The sequence below is a fragment of the Streptomyces sp. NBC_00457 genome (assembly GCF_036014015.1).
Lineage (GTDB): Bacteria > Actinomycetota > Actinomycetes > Streptomycetales > Streptomycetaceae > Streptomyces.
The window spans coordinates 4,904,252-4,929,469 of the sequence record NZ_CP107905.1; the positions used below are offsets into that span (position 1 = coordinate 4,904,252).

Here is a 25,218-nt window from a genome sequence, read left to right on the forward strand (position 1 = left end):
CGGTTGCCGGGGCGTCCGGTTGTCCACAGGCTGTGGGCGGCCACACGTCAGTCGCGCCGACTGCCGAAAGGCGGGAGCGGAGTGACGGGTCCGGAAGGCGGCTGCGGAAAAGTGGGTGCCCGCGTGAATCGCCGACCGGCATGATCCGTCGCATGAGCGATACGTCGGAGCAGGGCACGCGACCAGTCACATCCGAGTCGGACGACGAGCGGCGCAAGGCACGCCGTGAACGGCGCATCAGCGCCTACCGGGGCGCGGAGCGCGTGTTCGCGCGCAGCAGCGTGCTCAGCACGCTCCGGGAGCGCCTGGCGGTCCTGGAGGCCGCCGAAGAGGTGTACGACCTGGATCAGACGGTGGACATGTACGGCAACGGCGTCGTCGAGGCCCTGGAGGAGAAGGTCGCCGGTCTGCTCGGCATGGAGGCCGCCGCGTTCTTCCCGACGGGCACGATGGCGCAGCAGGTCGCCCTGCGCTGCTGGGCGGGCCGCACCGGCAGCCCCGTGGTGGCCCTGCACGCGCTCGCCCACCCCGAGGTCCATGAGCGCAACGCGTTGCGCGAGGTCAGCGGCCTGCGCCCGGTCCGGGTGACGAGCGAGCCCCGGCTGCCGACCGCCGCCGAGGTACGCGACTTCGAGGAGCCCTTCGGGACACTGATGCTCGAACTGCCCCTCAGGGACGCCGGTTTCGTGCTGCCCTCCTGGGAGGAGCTCACCGAGATCGTCGAGGCGGCGCGGGAGCGCGACGCGGTGGTGCACTTCGACGGCGCGCGCCTGTGGGAGACCACCCTCCACTTCGGCCGCCCCCTGAACGAGATCGCGAGCCTGGCGGACAGCGTCTACGTGTCGTTCTACAAGTCCCTCGACGCGTTCGGCGGGGCCGCCCTCGCCGGCCCCAGGACGCTGGTGGACGAGGCCAAGGCCTGGCGGCACCGGTACGGCGGCACCGTCTTCCAGCAGTTCCCGACCGTGCTGTCGGCCCTCGCCGGACTGGAGCGCGAACTGCCCCGGCTTCCCGAGTACGTGCGGCACGCGCGCGTGGTCGCCGCCGCGCTGCGCGAGGGCTTCGCGGCGGCCGGCGTCCCCTGGACGCGCGTCCACCCCGAGGAGCCGCACACCAACGAGTTCCAGGTCTGGCTGCCGTACGACGCCGATGTCGTCGCCGATGTCGCGGTCCGGCAGGCCGAGGAGACCGGGACCCTGCTCTTCGCCCGGCCCTGGGATGCCTCCGGCCCGGGGCTCGCCGTCACGGAGATCGACGTACGGGCCGCGGGCCTGGAGTGGACGGCCGAGGACGTGAAGGCGGCGGTCGCCGACTTCGCCGCCCGGCTGATCGCGCGGGTCAGCGGGTAGAGCGCGGGCGCCGACGCGGCCAACGGCTCAGGGCCTGCCGTAGCCGGCCGTGGGCCGGGCGGCCCGCGAGGACCGCGCGGAAGCGCCGGTGGTCGCGCAGTTCGCGGATGACCTGCCAGTCGTGCGCGCCGGGCGCGGGCGGGTCGGGCTCGCCGAGTTGCCGGGCGCGGTAGGAGTCGAGGACGTGGAACTGGGTGATGCTCATGGCGGATCGCCTTCTCGGGTTCTCGGGACGTAGGAATCGGGCTCCGCGGCTGCCCCGGATGTCCCAGGTTGCGTCGCCGCCGCGGTGACGTCGCGTCGATTGACGGCCGCCGTCAATCGGAGACCGCGTTGTCAGTGGCGGAGTGCACCATGAGGGCATGAGCGTGAGCATCGACATCGCGGGGCTGCGGCCGGAGAGGGTCGCCGTCGTCCCCTCGCCCCTGGCCGAGCTCGGCATGGCGCTGCACGCGCTGTCCGAGCCGGGACACCATCCGGGCCTGCAGGGCTGGGCGACGAGCGTGACCGCCCGGCTCGACTCGCATCTGGCGGACCGGATGTGCGAGGCCGACTTCCTGTGGCGGACGACGTTCTCCGACCTGTTCCTGCCGTATGCGGGTGTCCCGGGCGGCGCCACGCTCCCCGGCGCGACGATCGCCGAGGAACTGGACCTGCTGGACAAGCTGACGGACGAGCAGTTCGTCGATGCGGCGCTGGAGTTCACCTGTGCGCTGCCGTACGAGGTCCAGGGCCCGCCCGTGCTCTGCGACGCGGAGTCGCGCCGCCGGGCCCTGGAGCTGGCCGCCGCGCGCGGGCCGCGGCAGTTGCGGTTCAGCCGACGGCTGTTGGACGATCCGCCGCGGATCCGGGCCTGGTTGCGGCAGTTCCTTCAGGACTGCGACGAGGCGTTCTTCGCGGACACCTGGTCCCGGCTGCGCCACCAGCTCACGGCCGACGCCCGCCACAAGACCGATCTGCTGCGCCACAAGGGGCTGGGCCAGGCGCTGGCCGCGGTGTCCCCGGCGGTGGTGCTCGACGAGGCCGCCGGACGCATCACCATCGACAAGCTCCGCCACAGCCACATCTGCGACCGGAGCCTGCTGCTCGTGCCGACGAGCCTGGGCTGGCCGCATCTCCAGGTGCTGCACCGGCACGGCTGGCAGCCGGTCCTGCACTACCCGGTCGGCTCCCCGGAGCCCGCCGCGCCACCCTCGGTCGAACAGCTGACCCTGCGGATGACCGCGCTGTCCCATCCGGTGCGCATACAGCTGTGCCGGAACCTGGCCCGCACCACGTACACCACGAGCGAACTCGCGCAGATCCACGGCATGACGGCCCCCGAGATATCCCGGCACCTCAGCGTGCTGAAGAAGGCGGGCCTGATCACCACCCGACGGCGCGGGCGGTACGTCCTGTACCAGCTCGACGTCACGGCAATGGCCCGCCTCGGCAGCGACTTCCTGGAAGCGCTCCTCAGGTAACCGCCGCCCCTTCAGTCGAACCGGATATGCCTGACCCCGACCCGCACCTGCCTCATCCGCGTCCGCACCGAGCCCTCGGTGGTCGGCCTGAGCGACAGACCGGCGAGCACGGCGACACGGTCCGCGGTCTTGGGCACGGTCGAGTGGTCCGTCCACAGATGCTCGGCGAACTCCGGTTCTTGCAGCCTCTCCAGGCAGTGGTCGAGCTTCCGTACCGCCCAACTCTCCCTGCGCAGGGGGACGTTCTTTCCGCCGACGTACGTGAGGAGGTGCCCGAAGTTGCGCTCTCGCAGCCGCTTCAGGACGGTCTCACGCCGCGCGAGGAGGGTGAAGTGATGTACGTCGTGGCCGAGTTCACGCAGTCGGCCGACGGTCTCCCCGAAGTAGCCGGAGTCGGTGACCGTCATGGGCACGATCACCATGCCGTCATGCTTGGTGAGGGCGAGATCGAGGGTCTCGACGACGCCCTGCCGCCACGACGTCAAGTCCTGGAAGTCGCCGCGCAGTTGGGGCGGCAGTGTGCGGTTCAGGCCGAAGCCGATGTGCTCGGGGTCGCAGACGACACTGCCGGGCAGACGCCGCTGGATCTCGTACGCGGTCTGTGTCTTTCCGCCCCCGAAGGGGCCGTTGATCCACAGGAGCATGCGCCGACCCTACCGACGCCCGCGCGCCCCGGTCAGCCGTGTCCGCCGGCCCGCACCAGCCCCGTCTCGTATGCCAGGACCACCACCTGGACCCGGTCCCGCAGGCCCAGCTTGGTCAGGATGCGGCCCACGTGCGTCTTGACGGTCGCCTCGGACAGCACCAGCCGGGCGGCGATCTCGCCGTTGGAGAGCCCTTGAGCGACCAGCACCATGACCTCGCGCTCACGGTCGGTGAGCCGCTCCAGCGCCTTGTGCTGCGGCTCCTTGCCGGCGCTGGGCAGCATCGGCGCGAAACGGTCGAGCAGGCGCCGGGTCGTCGAGGGGGCCACGACGGCGTCGCCGCTGTGCACGGACCGGATGGCGGTCAGCAGTTCCCCGGGCGGCACGTCCTTGAGCATGAAGCCGGACGCGCCCGCCTTCAGCCCCGAGAAGGCGTACTCGTCGAGGTCGAAGGTGGTCAGGATCAGCACCTTCGGCGGATCGGGCTCGGCGCAGATACGACGCGTGGCCTCGACGCCGTCGAGCTTCGGCATGCGTACGTCCATCAGCACCACGTCGACGGGGGTGGAGCGCACCACCTGAAGCGCCTCGACACCGTCGCCCGCCTCCGCGACGACCTCCATGTCCGGCTGGGCGGCCAGCACCATCCGGAACCCGGTGCGCAGCAGCACCTGGTCGTCGACGAGCATCACGCGGATCGTCGTCATCGGGGCCTCTTCCGTTCTCGTCTGTCTCGTCTGTCTCGTCGGGTCTGTGTCTGTGTGTGCGTTTTCGGGGGCGTGACAGGTGTCAAGAGGGGGCGTGCGTCGGCGTCAGTGCGCTGGCTTGAGCGGGAGCAGCACACTGATGCGGAAGCCGCCGCCCGGGCGCGGGCCCGCGTCCAGGGTGCCGCCGACCATACCGACCCGCTCGCGCATCCCGATCAGGCCGTGCCCCTGGCCGTCGGCGCCGCCCTCTTCGTACAGCTCGTGCGGGGCGCCCTTGCCGTCGTCCTCGACCAGCAGACCGAGGCCGTCGTCGAAGTAGACCAGGCGCACGCTGGCGCCCGCGTTGGGCCCGCCGTGCTTGCGGGTGTTGGTGAGCGCCTCCTGCACGATGCGGTACGCGGTGAGCTCGACGCCACTGGGCAGCGGCCGTGGGGTGCCCTCGACCTTGAAGTCGACGGGCAGGCCGGAGGTGCGGCACTGCTCGATCAGCTCGTCGATCTGCTCGACGTCGGGCTGCGGGACGTACTCGCCGCTCTCCTGGTGCTCGCCGGTGCGCAGCACGCCCAGCAGGCGGCGCATCTCGGCGAGGGCCTGGCGGCCGGTGGAGGAGATCGTCTCCAGGGCCTTCTTCGCCTGGTCGGGCGCGGAGTCGAGGACGTAGGCCGCGCCGTCGGCCTGGACCACCATCACCGACACGTTGTGCGCGACGACGTCGTGCAGCTCGCGCGCGATGCGGGCGCGTTCGGCGGCGACCGCGACCTTGGCCTGCGCCTCGCGCTCCTTCTCGAGCCGGGTGGCGCGCTCCTCCAGTTGCTCGTAGTAGGCGCGGCGGGTGCGGATCGAGTCGCCGAGCACCCAGGCGAGGGCGAAGGGCACCGTCATGAAAATCATCAGGGCGATACTGCCCAGGACGCTCGAATCCTTCTCCGGCCAGCGCACCTGCGCCAGCGGCGCCGCGGTCAGGCCCACGGCCAGCGCGAGCCGGGAGGCCCAGCGGGCGCCGGTCGCGGCCACGGTGTAGGTGATCACCAGGAAGGCGAAGTTGGCGGGTGTCGTCGCCACGTTCAGCGCCAGCTGCGCCACTCCCACGCCGATGGCGAGCAGCAGCATCTTCTCCGGCATACGCCTGCGCAACGCGACGACCAGGCACAACAGGAGGAGGACCGGGACGATGACCGCCTCGGAGTCGGTGCCCGGAGCCGACTGCCCGCCCTCCTGCCGGACGGCTTCGCTCACCACGGAGATCCCGAAGAGGAGGACGGCCCAGAAGCTGTCCACCCATGTCGGGTGCCTGCGGAGGAAGTCGTAGAGGAGCTGCACGTAACCCAGCGTAGGGAAGCAAGATGCGTGCAGGGGTCAACCGGAGGGCCGATCCGCATAGGGCCCGCATACTCCGCAAGGTGGAGGCTCCGTTCCCCTGTGCGCTTAACCTGACGGCGTGACGGACGAGACAGCGGGGCACTGGCGCGGTTGGCGGGCGGCGGCCGAGGCCGCCCTGTACGGGCCGGACGGCTTCTACCGCAGGCCCGAGGGCCCTGCGGGCCACTTCCGTACGTCCGTGCACGCGTCGCCGCTCTTCGCCGGGGCCGTGGCCCGGCTGCTGTGCCTGGTCGACGAGGCGCTGGGCGGGCCCGAGGCGCTCGACTTCGTCGACATGGGGGCGGGGCGCGGGGAGCTGGTCACCGGCGTGCTGGCCGCGCTGCCCGCCGGCGTGGCTGCCCGCACGCGCGCGTACGCCGTCGAGGTCGCCGACCGCCCCGCGGGCCTCGACCACCGCGTCGAGTGGCTCAGCGCGCCCCCGCAGGGCGCGACCGGGCTGCTGTTCGCCAACGAGTGGCTGGACAACGTGCCCGTGGAGGTGGCCCAGGTCGACTCCTCCGGCATACCCCGGCTGGTGCTCGTCCGGCAGGACGGGACCGAGCTGCTCGGTGAGCGCGTCTCCGGCCCGGAGGCGCAGTGGCTCCGCCGGTGGTGGCCGCTGCCGGCCGAGGAGGGTCTGCGCGCCGAGATCGGGCTGCCCCGGGACGAGGCCTGGGCGGCGGCGGTCGCGACGCTCGACCAAGGTCTCGCGGTCGCCGTGGACTACGTGCACACGGCGGACGCCCGACCGCCGTTCGGCACGCTCACCGGCTTCCGGGAAGGGCGCGAGACACGGCCCGTGCCGGACGGGTCCTGCGACATAACGGCGCACGTCGCGCTGGACGCGTGCGCGCCCCTCGACGCACTTCCTGGCGCGCCCCTCGACGCACTTCCCCGCGCACTCCTCGTGCGCCAGCGCGAAGCGCTGCGCGCCCTGGGCATCGCAGGCGCCCGGCCCCCGCTCGCGCTGGCGACCACACACCCCGCGGCCTACGTGCGCGCCCTCGCGAACGCGGGAGAGGGCGCTGAACTCACAGCGGTCGGCGGCCTCGGCGACTTCGGATGGCTGGTGCAGCCGGTTGGAATTCCGAACCCGCTCACCTAGGGGCTCCTACTTGTCGATGTCCCCGACCACGAAGAACAGCGACCCCAGGATCGCCACCATGTCCGCCACCAGCGTCCCCGGCAGCAGCTCCACCAGCGCCTGGATGTTGTTGAACGACGCCGACCGCAGCTTCATCCGGTACGGCGTCTTCTCGCCCTTGCTGACGAGGTAGTAGCCGTTGATGCCGAGCGGGTTCTCGGTCCAGGCGTACGTGTGGCCCTCGGGCGCCTTGAGGACCTTGGGGAGCCGTTGGTTGATCGGGCCGGGCGGCAGCTCGGCGAGCCGGTCCAGGCAGGCGTCGGCGAGGTCCAGGGAGTTGTGGGTCTGCGCCAGGAGGCACTCGAAGCGGGCGAGGCAGTCGCCTTCCTGCCGGGTGACGACCTGGAGGATGTTCTGGAGTTCGCCGTACGCGAGGTACGGCTCGTCGCGCCGCAGATCGAAGTCGACGCCGGAGCCGCGCGCGATGGGCCCGCTCACGCCGTACGCGTGGACGGTCTCCGGCGCGAGGACGCCCACCCCGCGGGTGCGCCCGCGGAAGATCTCGTTGCCGAGGACCAGGTCGTCGAAGCGGTCCATACGGGAGCGCAGGGCCGCGACGGAGGCACGCGCGCGCGTGGTCCATCCCGCGGGCAGGTCCTCCTTGAGGCCGCCGACCCGGTTGAACATGTAGTGCATCCGCCCGCCGGAGACCTCCTCCATGACGTGCTGGAGCTCCTCGCGCTCGGTGAAGGCGTAGAAGATCGGAGTGATCCCGCCCAGCTCCAGCGGATACGAGCCCAGGAACATCAGGTGGTTGAGCACCCGGTTCAGCTCCGCGAGCAGCGTGCGCGTCCACACCGCGCGCGGGGGCACCTCCATGCCGAGCATGCGCTCCACGGCGAGGACCACGCCCAGCTCGTTCGAGAAGGCCGACAGCCAGTCGTGGCGGTTGGCGAGCATGATGATCTGGCGGTAGTCGCGCGCCTCGAAGAGCTTCTCCGCGCCGCGGTGCATATAGCCGATCACGGGCTCCGCGCTCGTGATGCGCTCGCCGTCGAGGGTGAGCCGCAGCCGCAGCACGCCGTGCGTGGACGGGTGCTGGGGCCCGATGTTGAGCACCATGTCGGTGCTCTCCGCGGCACCGCCGATACCGACCGTGGTCTCCGTCGTAGGAGTCATGGCCCCAGTCTCCCCTACGTACGCTTGCCGTATGGAGACGGGGAGCCGGGAGAACCCGGAGGCGGCGGGGGTCGAGCCGGCGTGGATCGGGCTGCCGCCCGGGCTGCTGCGGATGCGCAGGCTGTTGCTTGTGGTGTGGCTGGGGCTGCTGACGGCGGCCACCGGTGTGCTGCCCGGGCTGTTCGCGGGTCCCGCGTGGGCCGCGTTCGCGCTGCTGCCGCTGGCCCTGCTGCTGTGGGGCTGGGTGATGGTCGAGCGCAACTGGCGCTCCTGGCGGTACGCCGAGCGCGCCGACGACCTGCTGATCAGCAGAGGCGTGCTGTGGCGTGAGCTGACCGTCGTCCCGTACGGACGGATGCAGCTGGTCGAGGTCACCTCCGGGCCCGTCGAACGGCACTTCGGGCTGGCCAGCGTGCAGCTGCACACCGCGGCCGCCGCGACCGACGCGACGATTCCGGGGCTCGATCCGGTCGAGGCGGAACGGCTGCGCGACCGGCTCACCGAGCTGGGCGAGGCACGATCGGCGGGGCTGTGACAGCGCCGGGCGTCGACGGCGCCGTACGGGAGAAGCAACCCGTCACCGAGCGGCGGCTGCATCCCGTGACACCGCTGAGGCGGGCGTGGGCGCCGGTCGCCGTGATCATCGGGTGGGCGTTGCACGACCCCGACCAGACGCAGCGCCAGCTGACCAGGCTGACGACGACCACCCTGCTGATCGCGCTCGCCGTGATCGTCCCGGCCGCCGCCCTGTACGGCTTCCTCACTTGGTGGTTCACGCACTTCGCGGTGACCGACACCGAACTGCGCATCCGTACCGGCCTGTTGTTCCGGCGCGCCGCGCACATCCGGCTCGAACGCATCCAGGCCGTCGACGTCACCCAGCCGCTGCTCGCGCGGGTCGCGGGCGTCGCCAAGCTCAAACTCGACGTCGTCGGCACGGACAAGAAGGACGAGCTGGCCTTCCTGGGCGCGGACGAGGCGCGCACGCTGCGCGCCGAACTGCTCGCGCGCGCGGCGGGTTTCGCGCCCGAGACGGCGCACGAAGTCGGGGAAGCGCCGGCGCAGGAGCTGCTGCGCACGCCCCCGGGCGTACTCGCCGTCTCCCTCGTCCTGACCGGCGCGACCTGGGGCACCCTCGCCGCCGCACTCGTCGTACCGCCGCTGATATGGCTCGCCACCCACAGCGTGTGGACGGTCCTCGCGGTCGCCCTGCCGCTGCTGGGTGGGGCGGGGGCGAGCAGCGTGGGGCGGTTCGTCGCGGAGTACGACTGGACGGTCGCCGAGTCCCCGGACGGGCTGCGCATCGACCGCGGCCTGCTGGACCGGGTCCACGAGACGGTGCCGCCGGGGCGGGTGCAGACCGTACGGATCGTGGAGCCGCTGCTGTGGCGGAGGCGCGGCTGGGTGCGGGTCGAGTTGGATGTCGCCGGGTCCTCGAACTCCCTGCTGCTGCCGGTCGCCCCGCGTGAGATCGCCGAGGCCGTCATCGCGCGCGTGCTGCCCGGGGTGACGGTGCCACCGTCCCTGTCCCGGCCGCCGCGCCGCGCCGGCCGGTGCCTGCCGCTGTGGTGGCGCGGCTACGGCATCGCGGTCACCGACACGGTCTTCGCCTCCCGGCACGGGCTCCTGCGCCGGAGCCTGGCGCTCGTACCGCACGCGAAGGTGCAGAGCGTACGGCTGGCTCAGGGGCCCTGGAAGCGCGCCTGGCGGCTTGCGGACGTGCATGTGGACACGGGGGCCAACAAGACCGTCACAGCGCGGCTGCGGGACGCTGAGGAGGCGGCGGAGCTGCTGCGCGGGCAGGCGGAGCGGTCACGCACGGGACGCAGGGACGCGCTGCCGGACCGGTGGATGGCCTGAGCCGAGCCGCCCAACTGGTGAGCGGTGTCAGGAAACCGCGCTGCGCAGCCCCTGCACGTCGATCTGCTCCGTCTCGTCGTGCGCCGTCAGGTCGATGACCTGCCCGACACCGCGCGACTCCGCGTCCGCCGGCTTGAACTCCGCCTCGGTCTCCGCCTTGTGGAGCGCGAGCGCCTCCTGGCCGACGACATCGGCGAGGTCCTCGTTCTGCACGGCTTCCAGCGCGGCGGCCTCCGACTCCGACTCCGTCTTCGTACCGAAGAAGTCGAAACCGCCCTCGACCGCCGGACGCCGCACGGGCGTCGCCGGTACGACGGCCACCGCGGTCGGCACGGTGAAGTGCCCGGAGGGCTGCTGCCCGGACGGAGCCGACTTGCCCATCGAGGTGGCGGCCGCGCGCTCGTGCCCGTCGACCGCCTCGGGCTTCCCCTGCGCTTCGTCCTCCTGCGCGGCCTCCCCGGCACCGGCCTTCACCGGCTTCTGCCCGCCCGGAGCGCCGCCCTTGGGCGAACCGTCGTCGTCGGGGGAACCCTTGGGAGCGTCGTCGTCGCCGTCGGCATCACCCTTGGACGCGGCGTCGGCGTCCCCCTTGGGCGCCCTGTCCGTGTCGAGGTCCGCGTCGAACTTCGCCAACGCCACCTTGGCCCGCAGGAAAAGCTTGGACCCCTCCGGAGAGAAGACCGCGGGAGCCGCAGCCTCGACCTGCTCCGCCTGCTCCGCCTGTCCCGTCTGTTCGTCCTCGGCGGCGTCCACCGGCACGGCGGATTCAGCGGATTCGTCCGAGGCAGCCACCGCGTCGGTCTCCTCCCCGGGAGCGGACGCCTGCGCCGGCACGGGCGGCAGCGCACGGGCCGGCGGCGTGGTGGTGGCCTCTATCTCCAGCAGACGGCGGCCCTCCAGGGCGGTCGCGCGCTCGGTCTCCGCGGTGGCGTACCGGCGCAGCAACGCCGCGTGCTCGTTGCGCAGTCCGGCCAGCTCCGCACGCTTCGCGCGCAGCCGCTGCTCCAGCTTGACGCGCAGTTCGCGGGACTCCTCGAGGTCCGTCTCGAGTTCGGCGACGCGCTCCTCGTGCCGCCACTCGTCGCTCGCACGCGCGCGCGTGAGGTCGGCGACCTGCTTACCGGCCTGGATGTCCCAACGGCGCAGCACGACCGCGCCGATGACCGCCGTCGCCGCGGCGGCCGCGGCAAGACCGCGGAGCACCGTAGTTTCCGAGAACACCCAGGGGCCTAGCGCGCAGACGACCGAGACTCCTGCGATCGCCGACGGAGGCAGGACCCTGTGCAGAGGCGGGGAATGGCGGTGACGTCCACGTGGCATGGCCAGAAACTTACCGCGCGTAGGCGAATCTTGGTGGCCCGCCCCGCAAAAACACAGCCATCCCGTGTCATTCATACGGCTCAAGGGGGTTTCGCGTTCACCGGTCGCTCAATCGCCCGCTGATCCACTCCAGTGTCGCCGGAATCTCCCGCCGCCAGGTGGTGAAGTTGTGCCCGCCGCTTTCCAGGATGATCGACGAGATCCGCGTCCGGTTCGTCGCCTTGGCGTCCGCTATGAACTTCAGCGTGTCCTTGTAGTTGGATTCACCGATCTTGCTGCTGCTGACGAGCAGTGAAGTGTCGGGCGCGGGCATGTTCTTGAGGTACCAGAACAGGTCGGCGCGGTTCCGCAGCGTCCTGTCGCCGTGGAAGAGGTCGCCCGTGGTGGGGTCGATCGGCGCCCTGTAGTACGCGGACAGGCCCGCCCCTGCGGCGTAGACCCGGGGGTGATGCATGGCGAGCTTGAGTGCGCAGTAGCCGCCCGTCGAGTCGCCGATGATGCCCCAACTCCCCGGTTTTCCGCCCACCCTGTAGTGCCCGCCCACGGCGTCCGGCAGATCTTTGGCGAAAAACGACTCCGTCTGCGGCCCGCCTGGGATGTCCACGCACTCGGTGTCCCGCGGCGGTGCGACGGTCGGCCGCATCATCACCAGGATCATCGGCCGCATACGGCCTTCCCTGGCGAGCCCACGGGCCGTGTGCGGATAGTCGAGCTTGTCCACGAGCGCCTTGGCGGTGCCCGGATAGCCGGTGAGGACGACGGCCGCGGGGAATGTGCGGGTGCGGTATCGCGCCTGGAAGTACTCCGGCGGCAAGTACACGTACGCGCGCGTGGCGATGTGTGTCGTACGACCGAGGATGTCGACCTCGTGGATCCGGCCCCCGGCGCGCGCATCAGGGCTGCCCGCCCCCGGAACGCTCTCCGTGTCGACGACGCGCAGCGGGTCGCCCTCGGGGCCGCCGGGCGTGTGGTCGACGACCACGCCCTCGTCGGTCTCCTGTCCCAGCAGGTCCGCCCAGCTGGCGTAGAAACCGAAGGCCTGGTTGGCGGCGAGGCCGGCCGACGCGAAGAGCGTCAGCTGCACGGCGAGGAGCAGGGCGACCCGGCCGCCGACGGCCCGCCAGGTCCGCCGGGCCAGCCGCGGCCACAGCCACACCGTGCCGGCGAACAGCAGGACGGCGGTGCAGAGCGCCAGCGCCAGCATCTTGTTGCTCGTGAGACCCATGAACCGTTCCCTGCCCTGCGCTCTACGGCTCGCCCCGCACGTCTTCGCAAGGGCTTGTCCGGGGCTTTCCCCGGCCTTTTCAACAGCTTTGAGAAGACGAGTGAACCTCTCCCTCCGAGACACCGTCCTAGAGGGCGCAATGTCGCCGGATGCCCGAATCGGTACCGGATCCAAGCTCTCTCGCAGAACTACGGGATGCGATGTCTGTCAGGACAGATGTGGAAATGTCGGGTGGGGTTCCGCAGCGAACCCACCGGGTACGGCACGTGCTGCGCGGCCCGCGCCCCGAAGCCGTTCCCGTCCTCGTCGCCAGAGCGTGTGCCCTCGTGGGCCTGCTGGACATCGCCGCGGGCGTCTTCCCACGGTTCAGGCACAGCCGTATGCACACGCTCGCCGAGGTGCTGCCCGGCTCGTTCGGCCCGTTCGCGGCGGCGCTCTCGCTCAGCGCGGGCGTGCTGTTGCTGCTGCTCGCCCACGGCCTGAGGCGCTGCAAGCGCCGGGCCTGGCGGGCCGCCGTCGTGCTGCTGCCGTTCGGCGCGCTGGCGCAGTTCACTTACCGCCACTCCGTGGTCGGCGTGGTGATCTCGCTGGCGCTGCTGGCGCCGCTGGTGCGCCACCGCGACCAGTTCAGGGCCCTGCCCGACCCGCGCAGCCGATGGCGCGCGCTCGCCAACTTCGTCCTCATGGGCGCCGGTTCGCTCCTCCTCGGGCTGCTCATCGTCAGCGCCCACCCCAAGACCCTGGTCGGCGACCCGAGCCTCGCCGACCGCCTCACGCACGTCCTGTACGGCCTGTTCGGCTTCGAGGGCCCGGTCGACTACCGGGGCACCACGTCGTGGACCGTCGCCATGTGCCTGGGCGCCCTCGGCCTGCTCACCGCCGTCACGACCATCTACCTCGCCTTCCGCCCCGAACACCCGGCCGCACGCCTCACCGACGAGGACGAGGCCCGGCTGCGCGCCCTCCTGGACAAGCACGGCGGCCGCGACTCCCTCGGCCACTTCGCCCTGCGCCGCGACAAGGCGGTGGTGTTCTCCCCCAGCGGCAAGGCGGCGGTGACGTACCGCGTCGTCTCCGGCGTGATGCTGGCCAGCGGCGATCCGATCGGTGACGTGGAGGCCTGGCCGGGCGCCATCGAACGGTTCATGGACGAGGCCAAGGCGCACTCCTGGACCCCCGCCGTCATGGGCTGCTCCGAGACCGGCGGCGAGGTCTGGACCCGTGAGACCGGCCTCGACGCCCTCGAACTGGGCGACGAGGCGGTGGTGGACGTCCCGGATTTCTCCCTCACCGGCCGTGCGATGCGCAATGTGCGTCAGATGGTCAAGCGCATCGAGCGCGCCGGTTACGAGACCCGGGTACGACGCGTGCGTGACCTCGGCGAGACCGAGCTGGACCGCATCCGCCGCGCCGCCGACGACTGGCGCGGCACCGACACCGAACGCGGCTTCTCCATGGCCCTCGGCCGCATCGGCGACGCGTCCGACGGCGACTGCCTCATCGCCACCGCCCACAGAATCGAAGGGGCGGCGCGAAGCGCCTCAGGTAGGGCGGTGGTGGGCGACGGGTGGGCCGACGACGAGCCGGGTGAGTACGGCGATCTGAAAGCGATCCTGCACTTCGTGCCCTGGGGCACGGACGGGGTGTCCCTGGACCTCATGCGGCGCGACCGCTCGGCCGACCCCGGCATGAACGAACTGCTGATCGTGGCGGCCCTCCAGGCGGCCCCGAAGTTCGGCATCGCGCGCGTGTCGCTCAACTTCGCCATGTTCCGCTCGGCGCTGGCACGCGGCGAGAAGATCGGCGCGGGACCGGTGCTGCGCGCCTGGCGAGGCCTGCTGGTCTTTCTCTCCCGCTGGTTCCAGATCGAGTCCCTGTACAAGTTCAACGCGAAGTTCCGGCCCCGCTGGGAGCCCCGCTTCGTCGTCTACCGCGCCTCCGCCGACCTCCCGCGCATCGGCTTCGCCGCCATGCAGGCGGAAGGTTTCGTCAACCTGGCCCTCCCCCTCCCCCGCTTCCTGCGGCGCCGCACGACCACCTCGCGCCCGTGCGCCCACGCGGTCGGGGAGGGAGACGTCCGCGCGGCATAGACAGGCCCGAGCGGGCCCCGCCCGCCGAGCCCGGGGCTCGTGCTCGGGCCGCCGGAGCTCGGCGGCCCGACCAGGGGCCTAGGCTGAACGTATGAGCAAGCAGAGCGGACGCGGGCACGTCGCCGGTCTTCCCGAGTGGGACCGCTGCGCGGTCATGGGAGTCGTGAACGTCACCCCCGATTCCTTCTCCGACGGCGGCCGCTGGTTCGACACGACGGCCGCCGTGAAGCACGGCCTCGCCCTGGTCACCGAGGGAGCCGACCTCATCGACGTCGGCGGCGAGTCCACCCGCCCCGGCGCCACCCGGGTCGACGAGGCGGAGGAACTCAGGCGCGTCATCCCCGTCGTACGCGAGCTCGCCTCCGAGGGCGTCACCGTCTCCGTGGACACCATGCGCGCCTCCGTCGCCCAGCAGTCCCTCGCGGCCGGCGCCGCCCTCGTCAACGACGTCAGCGGCGGCCTCGCCGACCCCGCGATGATCCCCGTCGTCGCGGAAGCGGGCGCCCCCTTCGTCGTCATGCACTGGCGCGGCTTCCTGGAAGGCAGCACCGTCAAGGGCGTCTACGCCGATGTCGTCAGCGAAGTCGTCGACGAGCTCCACGCGCGCGTGGACGCCGTCCTGGCGGGCGGAATCGCCCCCGACCGCATCGTCGTCGACCCCGGCCTCGGCTTCTCCAAGGAGGCCGAACACGATCTGATCCTCCTCGCCCACCTCGACCGCCTGCACTCCCTCGGCCATCCCCTGCTCGTCGCCGCCTCCCGCAAGCGCTTCCTCGGCCGCGTCCTGGCCGGCCCGGAGGGCGCACCCCCGCCCGCACGCGAGCGCGACGCCGCCACGGCAGCCGTCTCCGCACTCGCGGCGCACGCCGGTGCGTGGGCGGTCCGCGTGCACGAGGTGCGCGCCACGGCGGACGCCGTACGAGTCGCGCGCGCCGTGGAGGGAGCGCGCACCCCCGGCGCAGAAGGAGCGCGCGGCACCGAAGGAGCCCGGTGAGCGCCCCCCACACCGACGTCGAGCAGGTCGAGCTCGCCAACACCGCCTTCTACGAAGCGATGGAACGCGGCGACTTCGAAGAGCTGTCCTCGCTCTGGCTCACCCCGTCCGACCTCGGCGTCGACGAGACCTACCACGACCCGGCGGACTCCGGCGTGATCTCCTGCGTGCACCCCGGCTGGCCGGTACTGACCGGCCGCGGCGAGGTCCTGCGCTCGTACGCGCTGATCATGGCGAACACCGACTACATCCAGTTCTTCCTCACCGATGTGCATGTCTCCGTCACCGGCGACACCGCCCTGGTGACCTGCACCGAGAACATCCTCAGCGGCGGCCCGGCCCCCGAGGGGACCGAGGAACTCGGCCCCCTGGTCGGACAGCTCGTCGTCGCCACGAACGTGTTCCGCCGGACTCCCGCCGGCTGGAAGCTCTGGTCGCACCACGCCTCTCCGGTTCTGGCCGAAACCGACGAGGAGGAAGGCGACGACACACCCGCCTGAGTGGGTAGGCGCACCTTCAGGGACCAAGGGGAAACGAGAAGTGGTTGGAATCACCGAGCCCCGGGTATGGGCGGCTACCAACCCGTGAGCCGCCGGGTTCCCCCGGGGAAACACACGATGAAAGCTGCGAGCCCGACTCGGGCACGGACCCCCGTGGCCCGGCCCTGTCAGTGTCCGCAGGTAGATTCGTTCGAGGCCGGTGCGCCGCCCGCACCCGGTGCACATCGGCCGTCACCGACGATTGCAGGAGTGATTCGCGTGGATCGTGTCGCGCTGCGCGGCCTCAAGGCCCGCGGGCACCACGGTGTGTTCCCCAGGGAGCGTGAAGAGGGCCAGACGTTCATCGTGGACCTCGTCCTGGGCCTGAACACCCGGCCGGCCGCCGACGACGACGACCTGGCGAAGACCGTGCACTACGGCATCGTGGCGGAGGAGGTCGTGGCCGTCGTCGAGGGCGAGCCCGTCAACCTCATCGAAACGCTCGCCGAGCGCATCGCCCAGGTCTGTCTGAAGCACGAAGGGGTTCAGGAGGCCGAGGTCTGCGTCCACAAACCGGACGCGCCGATCACGGTCCCCTTCGACGACGTGACCGTCACCATCACCCGGAGCCGAGTATGACCGCATCGTTCACCGAGGGTCACAGCGACCCGACCGTACAGCCGGTACCCGCCTCCGTCGTCGAGAAGGTCGACGCCGCCGACACCACCCTGCAGAATCCGAAACGGGCCGTGATCTCCCTCGGCGCCAACCTCGGCAACCGCCTGGAGACCCTACAGGGCGCCATCGACGCCCTCGAGGACACCCCCGGCGTCCGCATCAAGGCGGTCTCGCCGGTGTACGAGACGGAGCCATGGGGCGTGGAGCCCGGCAGTCAGCCCTCGTACTTCAACGCGGTCGTGGTCCTGAAGACGACTCTCCCCCCGTCTTCCCTGCTGGAGCGGGCGCACGCGGTCGAGGAGGCCTTCCACCGCGTCCGGGACGAGCACTGGGGCGCACGCACCCTCGACGTCGACATCGTCGCGTACGCCGAAGTCGTCTCCGACGACCCCCAGCTCACCCTCCCCCACCCGCGCGCCCATGAACGCGCCTTTGTCCTGGCCCCCTGGTACGACCTGGAGCCGGGCGCCCAGCTCCCCGGCCGCGGCGCGGTCGCCGACCTCCTCGACCACGTCACCCGAGAAGGCGTCACCGCCCGCAAGGACCTGGAACTCCAGCTGCCTGAATAGTCGTTAAGGTCGACACGACCACAGGGTCGGACCGGCCGGGTCACCTCGGCCGCGGGGCCGGCACCGATCCGGGGAGCTGAAGGGACACCGTGAGAGAGCTGCGCATCAGGTTGCTGGCGGGCGTTTTCGTCGTCGCCGGCGTCCTGTCCTGGGCGGGCGCCCGCCTCTGGAACTCGATCGGGACGCTCCCCAGCGTCCCGCTGGCTGCGCCCATCGTGCTGGCCGTGATCGCCGCGGTCCTCCTCGCCACGGCGCTCTCGCTGCGCGCCCGCCTCAAGGCCCAGCGCGAGCGCCGCCCCGAGGCCAAGGGCGTCGACCCTCTCATGGCGGCCCGGGCGGTCGTCTTCGGCCAGGCCAGCGCACTGGTCGCCGCCCTGGTCGCCGGTATGTACGGCGGCGCCGGCGTCTTCCTTCTGGAATCCCTCGACATCCCCGCCCGCCGCGACCAGGCCATCTACGCCGGCTTCTCGGTCGTGGCCGGTATCGCCGTCATAGCGGCAGCCATCTTCCTGGAGCGGGTCTGCAAGCTCCCGGAGGACGACGACGATCACCACACGCCAGGAGCAGCCTCAGCGGCGTAAGCGTGACGGTCAGCGCGCCAGTATGAGACTCATCGCCTCGGCACGAGTCGTGGCATCCCGCAGCTGCCCCCGCACCGCCGACGTGGTCGTCTTGGCGCCCGGCTTACGGATGCCGCGTACCGACATGCACATGTGCTCGGCCTCGATGACGACGATCGCGCCCCGCGCCTCGAGAATCCGCATGAGCGAGTCGGCGATCTGCGTGGTGAGTCGTTCCTGCACCTGAGGGCGGCGGGCGAACACCTCGACGAGGCGCGCAAGCTTCGACAGGCCGGTGATCTTGCCGGTTTCGGCCGGAATGTAGCCGACGTGAGCCACGCCGTGGAACGGCAGCAAGTGATGTTCACAGAGGCTGACGATCTCGATGTCCTTCACCAGGACCATCTCGTCGTGCCCCAGATCGAACGTCGTCGTCAGAACGTCCTCGGGCTCCTGCCGCAGCCCGGCCAGAAGCTCGTGATAGGCCCGAGCCACCCGCCCCGGCGTCTCCCTGAGCCCCTCGCGGTCCGGGTCCTCGCCGACCGCGATCAGCAGTTCGCGCACGGCGTTCTCGGCTCGCTTCTCGTCGAATTCGCCGATGAAGCCCTCGCCGTCCAGCGTCACGGGGTCGGTCATGTCGTGCCTCGTTCCTAGATGTCGTGCACAGGCATACGAAGATGCCGCGCCCCCCAGGCTAAAACCAGGGGGGCGCGGCAATCATTCCGGGCCTGGTGAGACCACCGAGGCCGGGAGGGTCAGCCTTCCGGACGCTCCTCGGGGGCCGGTTCCGGGACGGGCTCCGCCGAGGTGGTGGCCTTGGCGGTGGTGATCGCCGGGGTCGCTCCGTTGGCTCCGTTCGTCAGTGCCAGCTCCTTGGGGGAGAGCACCGGCGGGCGGGTGGACGGGGTGCGACGGGACGAGCCGGTCCAGGCAGGACGCGGCGGGCGCTTGACGATGGGAGCGAAGATCTCGGCGATCTGCTCCTTGTTCAGCGTCTCCTTCTCGAGCAGCGCGAGGACCAGGTTGTCCAGGACGTCGCGGTTCTCGACCAGGATCTCCCAGGCCTCGTTGTGCGCGGTCTCGATGAGCTTCTTGACCTCTTCGTCGACCAGCGCGGCGACCTCTTCCGAGTAGTCGCGCTGGTGAGCCATCTCACGTCCGAGGAACGGCTCGGTGTTGTCGCCGCCGAACTTGATGGCGCCGAGACGCTCGGTCATGCCGTACTGCGTGACCATCGCGCGGGCCGTTGCGGTGGCCTTCTCGATGTCGTTCGCAGCGCCCGTCGTCGGGTCGTGGAAGACCAGTTCCTCCGCCGCCCGGCCGCCCAGCATGTAGGCCAGCTGGTCCAGCATCTCGTTGCGGGTGGTGGAGTACTTGTCCTCCTCCGGCAGGACCATCGTGTAGCCGAGGGCCCGGCCTCTCGACAGGATCGTGATCTTGTGGACCGGATCGGAGTTCGGGGAAGCCGCCGCGACCAGGGCGTGGCCGCCCTCGTGGTACGCGGTGATCTTCTTTTCCTTGTCCGACATGATCCGGGTCCGCTTCTGCGGGCCCGCCACGACGCGGTCGATGGCCTCGTCCAGGAAGTGGTTGTCGATCAGCTTCTTGTCGCCGCGCGCGGTGAGGAGCGCGGCTTCGTTCAGCACGTTCGACAGATCCGCACCCGTGAAGCCCGGCGTACGGCGCGCGACCGCCGACAGGTCCACGTCCGGAGCGACCGGCTTGCCCTTCTGGTGAACCTTGAGGATCTCCAGACGGCCCTGCATGTCCGGGCGGTCGACCGCGATCTGGCGGTCGAAGCGGCCGGGGCGCAGAAGGGCCGGGTCGAGGATGTCGGGCCGGTTCGTCGCGGCGATGAGGATCACGCCGCCCTTGACGTCGAAGCCGTCCATCTCGACGAGCAGCTGGTTGAGGGTCTGCTCGCGCTCGTCGTGACCGCCGCCGAGGCCGGCGCCGCGATGGCGGCCGACCGCGTCGATCTCGTCGACGAAGACGATCGCCGGGGCGTTCGCCTTGGCCTGCTCGAACAGGTCACGGACTCGGGAGGCACCGACACCGACGAACATCTCGACGAAGTCGGAACCGGAGATCGAGTAGAAGGGCACGCCTGCCTCGCCCGCGACGGCGCGCGCGAGCAGCGTCTTGCCGGTGCCAGGAGGCCCGTAGAGCAGTACGCCCTTGGGGATCTTGGCGCCCACGGCCTGGAACTTCGCCGGCTCCTGGAGGAATTCCTTGATCTCCTGGAGCTCCTCGACGGCCTCGTCCGAGCCTGCGACGTCCGAGAACGTCGTCTTCGGGGTGTCCTTGGTGATGAGCTTCGCCTTGGACTTCCCGAAGTTCATCACTCGGGAGCCGCCGCCCTGCATCTGATTCATCAGGAACAGGAAAACGACCACGATGAGGACGAAGGGGAGCAGGGAGAGCAGGATCCCGACGAACGGGTTCTGCTTGGACGGCGAGACTGTGTAGCCGTCCGTGATCTGCTTGTCCTGGTACTTCTGCTGCAGCGTACCGGCGATGGTCACGCCCTGGTCGCCGATATAGCTGGCCTGAATCTTCGAGCTGCCCTCGATCTTCTGGCCGTCCTTGAGTGTGACCTTGATGGTCTGCTCGTCGCCGGTGGTCAGCTTGGCCGCTTCGACCTTGTTCTCATTGATCGCCTGGACGACCTGGCCGGTGTCCACCGTCTTGTAGCCGCCGGACGAGCCGACGACCTGCATCAACACGACCACGGCAAGGACGGCCAGCACGATCCACATGACCGGCCCACGGAAGTATCGCTTCACGTCCATCCATACGGAGCGGTGCCGCCCCGTCCCTCCTGCCATAGTGAGTTTGATAAGACAGTTCTTCTGACGGTACCCCAGCATTGTGGGCCGAAGCCGCACAGGGCCGCAGGCAATCCCGTCTGCATGCTCCAACGCCGCTGAACCCGCTGGGGTTCCCGATCGTCTTACAGGGCTTGGCCCGAGTGGCTCAGCCGCCGTAGACGTGAGGCGCGAGCGTACCCACGAACGGGAGATTGCGGTACTTCTCGGCGTAGTCGAGGCCGTAGCCGACGACGAATTCGTTGGGGATGTCGAAGCCGACCCACTCGACGTCGATGGCGACCTTGGCGGCTTCGGGCTTGCGGAGCAGGGTGCAGATCTTCAGGGACTCGGGCTCGCGGGAGCCGAGGTTGGAGATCAGCCAGGACAGGGTCAGGCCCGAGTCGATGATGTCCTCGACGATGAGGACGTGCTTGCCCTTGATGTCGGTGTCGAGGTCCTTGAGGATCCGTACGACACCGGAGGACTGGGTGCCCGCGCCGTACGAGGAGACGGCCATCCAGTCCATCGTGAGCGGGGTGGACAGCGCGCGCGCCAGGTCCGCCATGACCATCACCGCGCCCTTGAGGACGCCGACGATCAGCAGGTCCTTGCCCGCGTACTCCGCGTCGATCTTCGCGGCCAGCTCGACCAGCTTCGCGTCGATCTCTTCCTTGGTGATGAGTACCGACTTGAGGTCGGCACCCATGTCTTTCGCGTCCACCCGCATCACTTTCGGTCGTCCCACCGGCCACCCACCCCCCGGAAGGGGGGCAAGGATTCAGCCTTGCCGAATCACCAGTCTGCCACCCTGCCGCTGGGCGACGACTTTGCCGGGGAGATTGATGGCCCCCTGGCCGCGCCAGCCGGTGATCAGCTTGTCGACTTCCTCGATGTGGCGGGCGAAGAGCGAACCGGCGGGGGCGCCTGCCTCGATGGCGGCGCGGCGCAGGATCCGACGGCGTACGGCGGGCGGCAGGGCGTAGAGCTTCGCGCACTCCAGGCGGCCCGCTGCGTCCCTGACGGCGGCCTCGGCCTGGCCGGCCCAGGCGTCGAGGGCGTCGGCGTCGTCACGGGAGAGCTGGGCGGTGCGGGCGAGGGCTTCGACGACGCCTTTGCCGAGCGCTTTCTCCAGGGCGGGCAGGCCCTCGTGGCGCAGCCGGGAGCGGGTGTAGGCCGGGTCGGCGTTGTGCGGGTCGTCCCAGACGGGGAGGGACTGGACCATGCAGGCCTTGCGGGCGGTCTGCCGGTCGAGGTGGAGGAAAGGCCGGCGATAACGGCCGTCGGCCCCGGAGACAGCGGCCATTCCGGACAGGGAGCGGATGCCGGAGCCGCGGGCGAGGCCGAGGAGGACGGTTTCGGCCTGGTCGTCGCGGGTGTGGCCGAGCAGGACGGCATCAGCGCCGTGGCGGACGGCGACGGCGTCGAGGGCGGCGTACCGGGCGTCGCGGGCGGCGGCTTCGGGCCCGCCCTCGCGGCCGACGCGCACGGCGACGGACTCGACCGGGTCCAGGCCGAGTTCGGTGAGGCGCAGGACGACTTCCGCTGCGCGCACTTCGGAGCCGGGCTGCAGACCGTGGTCGACGGTGACGCCGCCCGCGCGGATGCCGAGTTTGGGGGCCTCGAAGGCGAGGGCGGAGGCGAGGGCCATGGAGTCGGCGCCGCCGGAACACGCCACGAGCACGAGCGGCGAGGACGGGCGCTCGTGCGCGGTCCGGGCGGTGGGGTGGCTGTGTTCGTTGAGGATGTCGTGGAGGACGCGGCGAACCGCCAGGCGTATCGCCGCGACCGCAGGATGGGGACCCATGTCCGGTTCCCTTCATGAAGTTTTCGGGGGTGAGCTCGGTTCGGTCACTCAGAGTGTGTAGATGGTGACAGAGCCGGGCCGTTCCCCGAGCATCGCACGCCTACCCAGGGCTCACGGTCCCTCGGACGGGTGATTGGAGGGGCGTTCACCCGTCGTCGGCCGAATTCCCTTCACACCACACGGCTCCCTTTCACCACGGACCGCGCTGATTCACGACTCGGCCTTGCGATGCACCCGCGCGATCCAGTCCGCCGGTTTGGCGATCTCCACCTTGGTCGGCAGTGTGTTCGGGGAAGTCCATACGCGGTTGAAGCCGTCCATGCCGACCTCGTCGACGACGGCGCGTACGAAGCGTTCGCCGTCCCGGTACTGCCTGAGTTTGGCGTCCAGGCCCAGCAGCTTGCGCAGGGCCATGTCCAGTCGGGAGGCGCCCTTGGCGCGGCGCTGCTGGAATTTCTCGCGGATCTCGGCGACGGACGGCACGACGGCCGGGCCGACGCCGTCCATGACGAAGTCGGCGTGTCCCTCCAGCAGGGACATCACGGCGGTGAGGCGGCCGAGGATCTCCCGCTGGGCCGGGGTCTGCACGATCTCCACGAGGGAGCGGCCGCCGTCGTCCTCCTCGCCCTCGGGGCGTCCGCCCGCGAGGGACTGCGCGGCTTCCCGGATGCGCTCCAGGACGGTCATGGGATCGACGTCGGTCTCCCCCAAGAACGACTGGATTTCGCCCTCCAGGTGGTCCCGCAGCCAGGGCACGGCCGTGAACTGCGTGCGGTGCGTCTCCTCGTGCAGACACACCCAGAGCCGGAAGTCGTGCGGCTGTACGTCGAGTTCGCGTTCCACGTGCACGATGTTCGGCGCGACGAGCAGCAGCCTGCCGCCGCCGTTCTCCCCCGCCGGGAGTTCGCGGGTGGCCGGGGCGAAGGTCTCGTACTGGCCGAGGACACGGGAGGCCAGGAAGGACAGCAGCATGCCCAGTTCGACGCCGGTGACCTTGCCGCCGACGGCGCCGAGGACCGCTCCGCCGGGGGTGCTGCTGCGCCGCTCCTGCATCTTGTCGAGCAGCGGCTTGAGGATCTCCCGGAACCCGGCGACGTTCGCCCGGACCCAGCCGGGGCGGTCGACGACGAGTACGGGGGTGTCATGGGCGTCTTCCGTGCCCATTCGGGTGAAGCCCCGGACGTGTTGCTCGGAGGCTTTGGCATGCCGGCGCAGCTCTGCGACGACGGCCCTGGCCTCGTCGCGGCTCACCTCGGGGCCCGGCCTTACGAGCCGGGTCGCGGTCGCCACCGCGAGATTCCAGTCGACCATCTCGGCACCACCGATGCTCGTCATGCGTCAACGGTACGTGAGCGTTCCCACTTGGGGCAGGCCGTGGGGAGTCGGACGGGGGCCGGATCAGCGGCAACCGCAACTCGCCAGCGCCGTCGCCGCCGTGTCCAGGGCCTTCTGCGCCGCCTCCGGATCGGTCGTGTCCGACGCCAGGAGCGCGAACGCCAGCAGGTGTCCGTCCTGGTCCACCACCGTTCCCGCCAGGGCGTTGACGCCGGTCAGGGTGCCGGTCTTGGCTCGTACGATGCCTGCCGCGCCGTCGGTGTAGCGGCTGGTCAGGGTGCCGGTGAAGCCTGCCACGGGGAGGCCGGTGAGGGCGGGGCGGAGTTCGGGGTGGGCGGGGTCGGCGGACTTCGACAGGAGGCCGGTGAGGAGGCCGGCGGTGATGCGGTCGTCGCGGCTCAGGCCGCTGCCGTCCTTGAAGTGCGCGCCCGCCACGGGGAGTCCGAGCTTCTTCAGCTGGGCCTGGATCGCCCTGCCCGCGCCGTCGAAGCTCGCCTCCTCGCCCGTGGCGACGGCGGTCTGGCGGGCCAGGGCCTCGGCGATGTCGTTGTCGCTGTTGGTCAGCATGCGTTCGACCAGGGCGGACAGCGGGGGCGACTGCACCGTGGCGAGGGCGTCGGCGCGGCCCGTCGCCTTGGAGGGGCCGGGCGCGGTCGTCTTGATGCCGTGATCCTTCAGGAGGTCCGCGAACGTGCGGGTCGCGTCCGCCGCCGGGTCCTGCACCCGCTTGACCTGGCCGCTCGTCGAGTCGTCCGTGCGGGCCTCGTCGGCCATCAGGGCGGTGACGAGGGCGAGGTTGGGGTTCTCGCCGATGGAGTGGAGTTCGGGACCGGCGTACAGCGTGGTGTCGTAGGAGAGCGTCACCTCGCGCAGCCCGCGCTTCTTCAGGGCCGCGGCCGTCTTGTCGGCCAGAGTACGCAGGCTGGCCCAGCCCTCGGCGTCCTCGCGGGCCGTGAGAGTGGGGTCGCCGCCGCCGACGAGGACGAGTTCCTTGGTGTCGGGTTCGAGGGCGGCGCGGGTGGTGAGGCGGTGGTCGGCGCCCATCGCGGAGAGGGCGGCGACCGCGGTGGCGATCTTCGTGGTGGAGGCGGGGGTCAGCGCTTCGCCCGCGCCGGAGGCGTACAGCTGCTTGCCGGTGGCGAGGTCGACGACCGCGGCGGTGTGCCGGGCGAGTGCGGAGTCGTTCAGGAGGGGGTCCAGGACGTCGGCGAGAGCCCTGCCGTTCGGCGCGGACTTCACCGTGTTGGCGGTACCGCCGAGGCCGGTGAGCACGGACGCGGCGCTGGGGGCGGGCCGGGGCGCCCTGGCTGTCGTACCGGAAGGACGACCGTGATCTGCGCCACCCGTGGACTCCTGAGCGGCTGCCCGGTCCCGCTCGGCCGTACGCTGACCGGAGGAGTCCCAGGGGCCGGCCGCGGTCACCACAGAGGCGGCCAGGGCCAGTCCGGCGATGGCGGCACCGGTGGTGTACTGCCAGGTCTTCAGCCCCGTACCCCGCGCGACCTGCGGTTTCGCGGCCCGGGCCAGCCGCGTGATCCGCGGCCGCACCGCCGCCGTGGCCCGTTCGACGCGCGGTCGTACGGCGTCCGCTGCTCGTGCGAGACGCGGTCGTACGGCGTTCGCGATCCGCACCACATGCGGTTTCGCGACCCGCCACGGCCTCTGCTCTGGCACGACCACCAGCCCCTTTCGCGATCACACACCTGCGT

The 25,218-nt window shown here is 70.9% G+C and carries 24 protein-coding genes; 11 read left to right on the forward strand and 13 right to left on the reverse strand.

Translation table 11 applies throughout. The features are described 5' to 3' along the window. The first annotated feature begins 152 nt into the window (after positions 1-152). The gene (locus tag OG828_RS22195; protein ID WP_328502092.1) at positions 153-1,349 is read left to right on the forward strand and encodes a threonine aldolase family protein; all 1,197 of its coding nucleotides are present in this window, start codon (positions 153-155) and stop codon (positions 1,347-1,349) included. Here the strand turns inward: OG828_RS22195 and OG828_RS22200 are convergent. Continuing rightward, the gene (locus tag OG828_RS22200; protein WP_328359570.1) at positions 1,339-1,554 is read right to left on the reverse strand and encodes a hypothetical protein; all 216 of its coding nucleotides are present in this window, start codon (positions 1,552-1,554) and stop codon (positions 1,339-1,341) included. The two genes, OG828_RS22195 and OG828_RS22200, sit on opposite strands and share 11 nt — an antisense overlap. A gap of 157 nt (positions 1,555-1,711) precedes the next feature. Between OG828_RS22200 and OG828_RS22205 the strand changes: the two genes are divergently transcribed. Beyond that, positions 1,712-2,812 (forward strand): DUF5937 family protein, encoded by a 1,101-nt coding sequence (locus tag OG828_RS22205; protein ID WP_328359573.1) that lies wholly within the window; start codon positions 1,712-1,714, stop codon positions 2,810-2,812. Positions 2,813-2,823: 11 nt separating this feature from the next. Here OG828_RS22205 and OG828_RS22210 read toward each other — a convergent pair whose 3' ends face one another. The 3 genes from OG828_RS22210 to OG828_RS22220 form a co-directional block, all read right to left on the reverse strand. Beyond that, positions 2,824-3,456: an AAA family ATPase gene (locus OG828_RS22210; protein WP_328502093.1), complete on the reverse strand. Its 633-nt coding sequence runs from the start codon at positions 3,454-3,456 to the stop codon at positions 2,824-2,826. 32 nt (positions 3,457-3,488) lie between these two features. Further along, positions 3,489-4,163, reverse strand: coding sequence for a response regulator transcription factor (locus OG828_RS22215; protein ID WP_328359579.1), 675 nt, complete (start codon positions 4,161-4,163; stop codon positions 3,489-3,491). Positions 4,164-4,268: 105 nt separating this feature from the next. After that, positions 4,269-5,483 (reverse strand): sensor histidine kinase, encoded by a 1,215-nt coding sequence (locus tag OG828_RS22220; protein WP_328359583.1) that lies wholly within the window; start codon positions 5,481-5,483, stop codon positions 4,269-4,271. A gap of 118 nt (positions 5,484-5,601) precedes the next feature. Between OG828_RS22220 and OG828_RS22225 the strand changes: the two genes are divergently transcribed. Continuing rightward, the gene (locus OG828_RS22225; RefSeq protein ID WP_328502094.1) at positions 5,602-6,627 is read left to right on the forward strand and encodes an SAM-dependent methyltransferase; all 1,026 of its coding nucleotides are present in this window, start codon (positions 5,602-5,604) and stop codon (positions 6,625-6,627) included. A gap of 6 nt (positions 6,628-6,633) precedes the next feature. Here OG828_RS22225 and OG828_RS22230 read toward each other — a convergent pair whose 3' ends face one another. Then, a complete protein-coding gene (locus OG828_RS22230; protein WP_328502095.1) occupies positions 6,634-7,785 on the reverse strand; it encodes an NADH-quinone oxidoreductase subunit D in 1,152 nt (383 codons plus the stop codon). A gap of 31 nt (positions 7,786-7,816) precedes the next feature. Between OG828_RS22230 and OG828_RS22235 the strand changes: the two genes are divergently transcribed. Next, a complete protein-coding gene (locus tag OG828_RS22235; RefSeq protein WP_328359592.1) occupies positions 7,817-8,320 on the forward strand; it encodes a PH domain-containing protein in 504 nt (167 codons plus the stop codon). Further along, positions 8,317-9,645: a PH domain-containing protein gene (locus OG828_RS22240; RefSeq protein ID WP_328502096.1), complete on the forward strand. Its 1,329-nt coding sequence runs from the start codon at positions 8,317-8,319 to the stop codon at positions 9,643-9,645. Before OG828_RS22235 ends, OG828_RS22240 begins: the two co-directional genes overlap by 4 nt. Before the next feature lie 27 nt (positions 9,646-9,672). On the opposite strand, the gene OG828_RS22245 is transcribed toward OG828_RS22240, so the two are convergent. Both OG828_RS22245 and OG828_RS22250 read right to left on the reverse strand, forming a co-directional pair. Then, positions 9,673-10,965, reverse strand: a complete 1,293-nt coding sequence (locus OG828_RS22245) for a hypothetical protein (RefSeq protein WP_328502097.1) — start codon at positions 10,963-10,965, stop codon at positions 9,673-9,675. A gap of 97 nt (positions 10,966-11,062) precedes the next feature. Continuing rightward, positions 11,063-12,190, reverse strand: coding sequence for an alpha/beta hydrolase (locus OG828_RS22250; RefSeq protein ID WP_328502098.1), 1,128 nt, complete (start codon positions 12,188-12,190; stop codon positions 11,063-11,065). Positions 12,191-12,414: 224 nt separating this feature from the next. Between OG828_RS22250 and OG828_RS22255 the strand changes: the two genes are divergently transcribed. From OG828_RS22255 to OG828_RS22280, 6 genes are all read left to right on the forward strand, one after another. Further along, a complete protein-coding gene (locus OG828_RS22255) occupies positions 12,415-14,280 on the forward strand; it encodes a phosphatidylglycerol lysyltransferase domain-containing protein (protein WP_328359604.1) in 1,866 nt (621 codons plus the stop codon). 91 nt (positions 14,281-14,371) lie between these two features. Next, on the forward strand, positions 14,372-15,274 hold the full coding sequence (gene folP, locus OG828_RS22260) for a dihydropteroate synthase (protein ID WP_328439259.1): 903 nt from the start codon (positions 14,372-14,374) through the stop codon (positions 15,272-15,274). Beyond that, positions 15,271-15,774, forward strand: coding sequence for a nuclear transport factor 2 family protein (locus OG828_RS22265; RefSeq protein WP_328359610.1), 504 nt, complete (start codon positions 15,271-15,273; stop codon positions 15,772-15,774). Before folP ends, OG828_RS22265 begins: the two co-directional genes overlap by 4 nt. 258 nt (positions 15,775-16,032) lie before the next feature. Next, positions 16,033-16,392 (forward strand): dihydroneopterin aldolase, encoded by a 360-nt coding sequence (gene folB, locus OG828_RS22270; protein ID WP_328502099.1) that lies wholly within the window; start codon positions 16,033-16,035, stop codon positions 16,390-16,392. Continuing rightward, a complete protein-coding gene (gene folK / locus OG828_RS22275; protein ID WP_328502100.1) occupies positions 16,389-17,000 on the forward strand; it encodes a 2-amino-4-hydroxy-6-hydroxymethyldihydropteridine diphosphokinase in 612 nt (203 codons plus the stop codon). The genes folB and folK overlap by 4 nt, the downstream gene beginning before the upstream one ends. Positions 17,001-17,089: 89 nt before the next feature. Then, positions 17,090-17,581, forward strand: a complete 492-nt coding sequence (locus OG828_RS22280) for a DUF3180 domain-containing protein (protein ID WP_328359617.1) — start codon at positions 17,090-17,092, stop codon at positions 17,579-17,581. A 9-nt stretch (positions 17,582-17,590) separates the two neighbouring features. Here the strand turns inward: OG828_RS22280 and folE are convergent, their stop codons facing one another. The 6 genes from folE to dacB form a co-directional block, all read right to left on the reverse strand. Next, positions 17,591-18,196, reverse strand: a complete 606-nt coding sequence (folE, locus tag OG828_RS22285) for a GTP cyclohydrolase I FolE (protein WP_210577962.1) — start codon at positions 18,194-18,196, stop codon at positions 17,591-17,593. 119 nt (positions 18,197-18,315) lie between these two features. Further along, positions 18,316-20,352 carry an ATP-dependent zinc metalloprotease FtsH gene (gene ftsH, locus OG828_RS22290; protein ID WP_210578032.1) on the reverse strand — a complete coding sequence of 679 codons (2,037 nt, stop codon included), beginning with the start codon at positions 20,350-20,352 and terminating at the stop codon, positions 18,316-18,318. A gap of 184 nt (positions 20,353-20,536) precedes the next feature. Continuing rightward, on the reverse strand, positions 20,537-21,097 hold the full coding sequence (hpt, locus tag OG828_RS22295; protein ID WP_210578031.1) for a hypoxanthine phosphoribosyltransferase: 561 nt from the start codon (positions 21,095-21,097) through the stop codon (positions 20,537-20,539). Positions 21,098-21,148: 51 nt separating this feature from the next. Beyond that, positions 21,149-22,174, reverse strand: a complete 1,026-nt coding sequence (tilS, locus tag OG828_RS22300; protein ID WP_328439260.1) for a tRNA lysidine(34) synthetase TilS — start codon at positions 22,172-22,174, stop codon at positions 21,149-21,151. Between the two features lie 210 nt (positions 22,175-22,384). Beyond that, positions 22,385-23,509, reverse strand: a complete 1,125-nt coding sequence (locus OG828_RS22305; protein WP_328359625.1) for a zinc-dependent metalloprotease — start codon at positions 23,507-23,509, stop codon at positions 22,385-22,387. Positions 23,510-23,572: 63 nt separating this feature from the next. Further along, complete coding sequence (dacB, locus tag OG828_RS22310) at positions 23,573-25,189, reverse strand: D-alanyl-D-alanine carboxypeptidase/D-alanyl-D-alanine endopeptidase (protein WP_328502101.1); 1,617 nt, start codon at positions 25,187-25,189, stop codon at positions 23,573-23,575. Positions 25,190-25,218 lie beyond the last annotated feature (29 nt).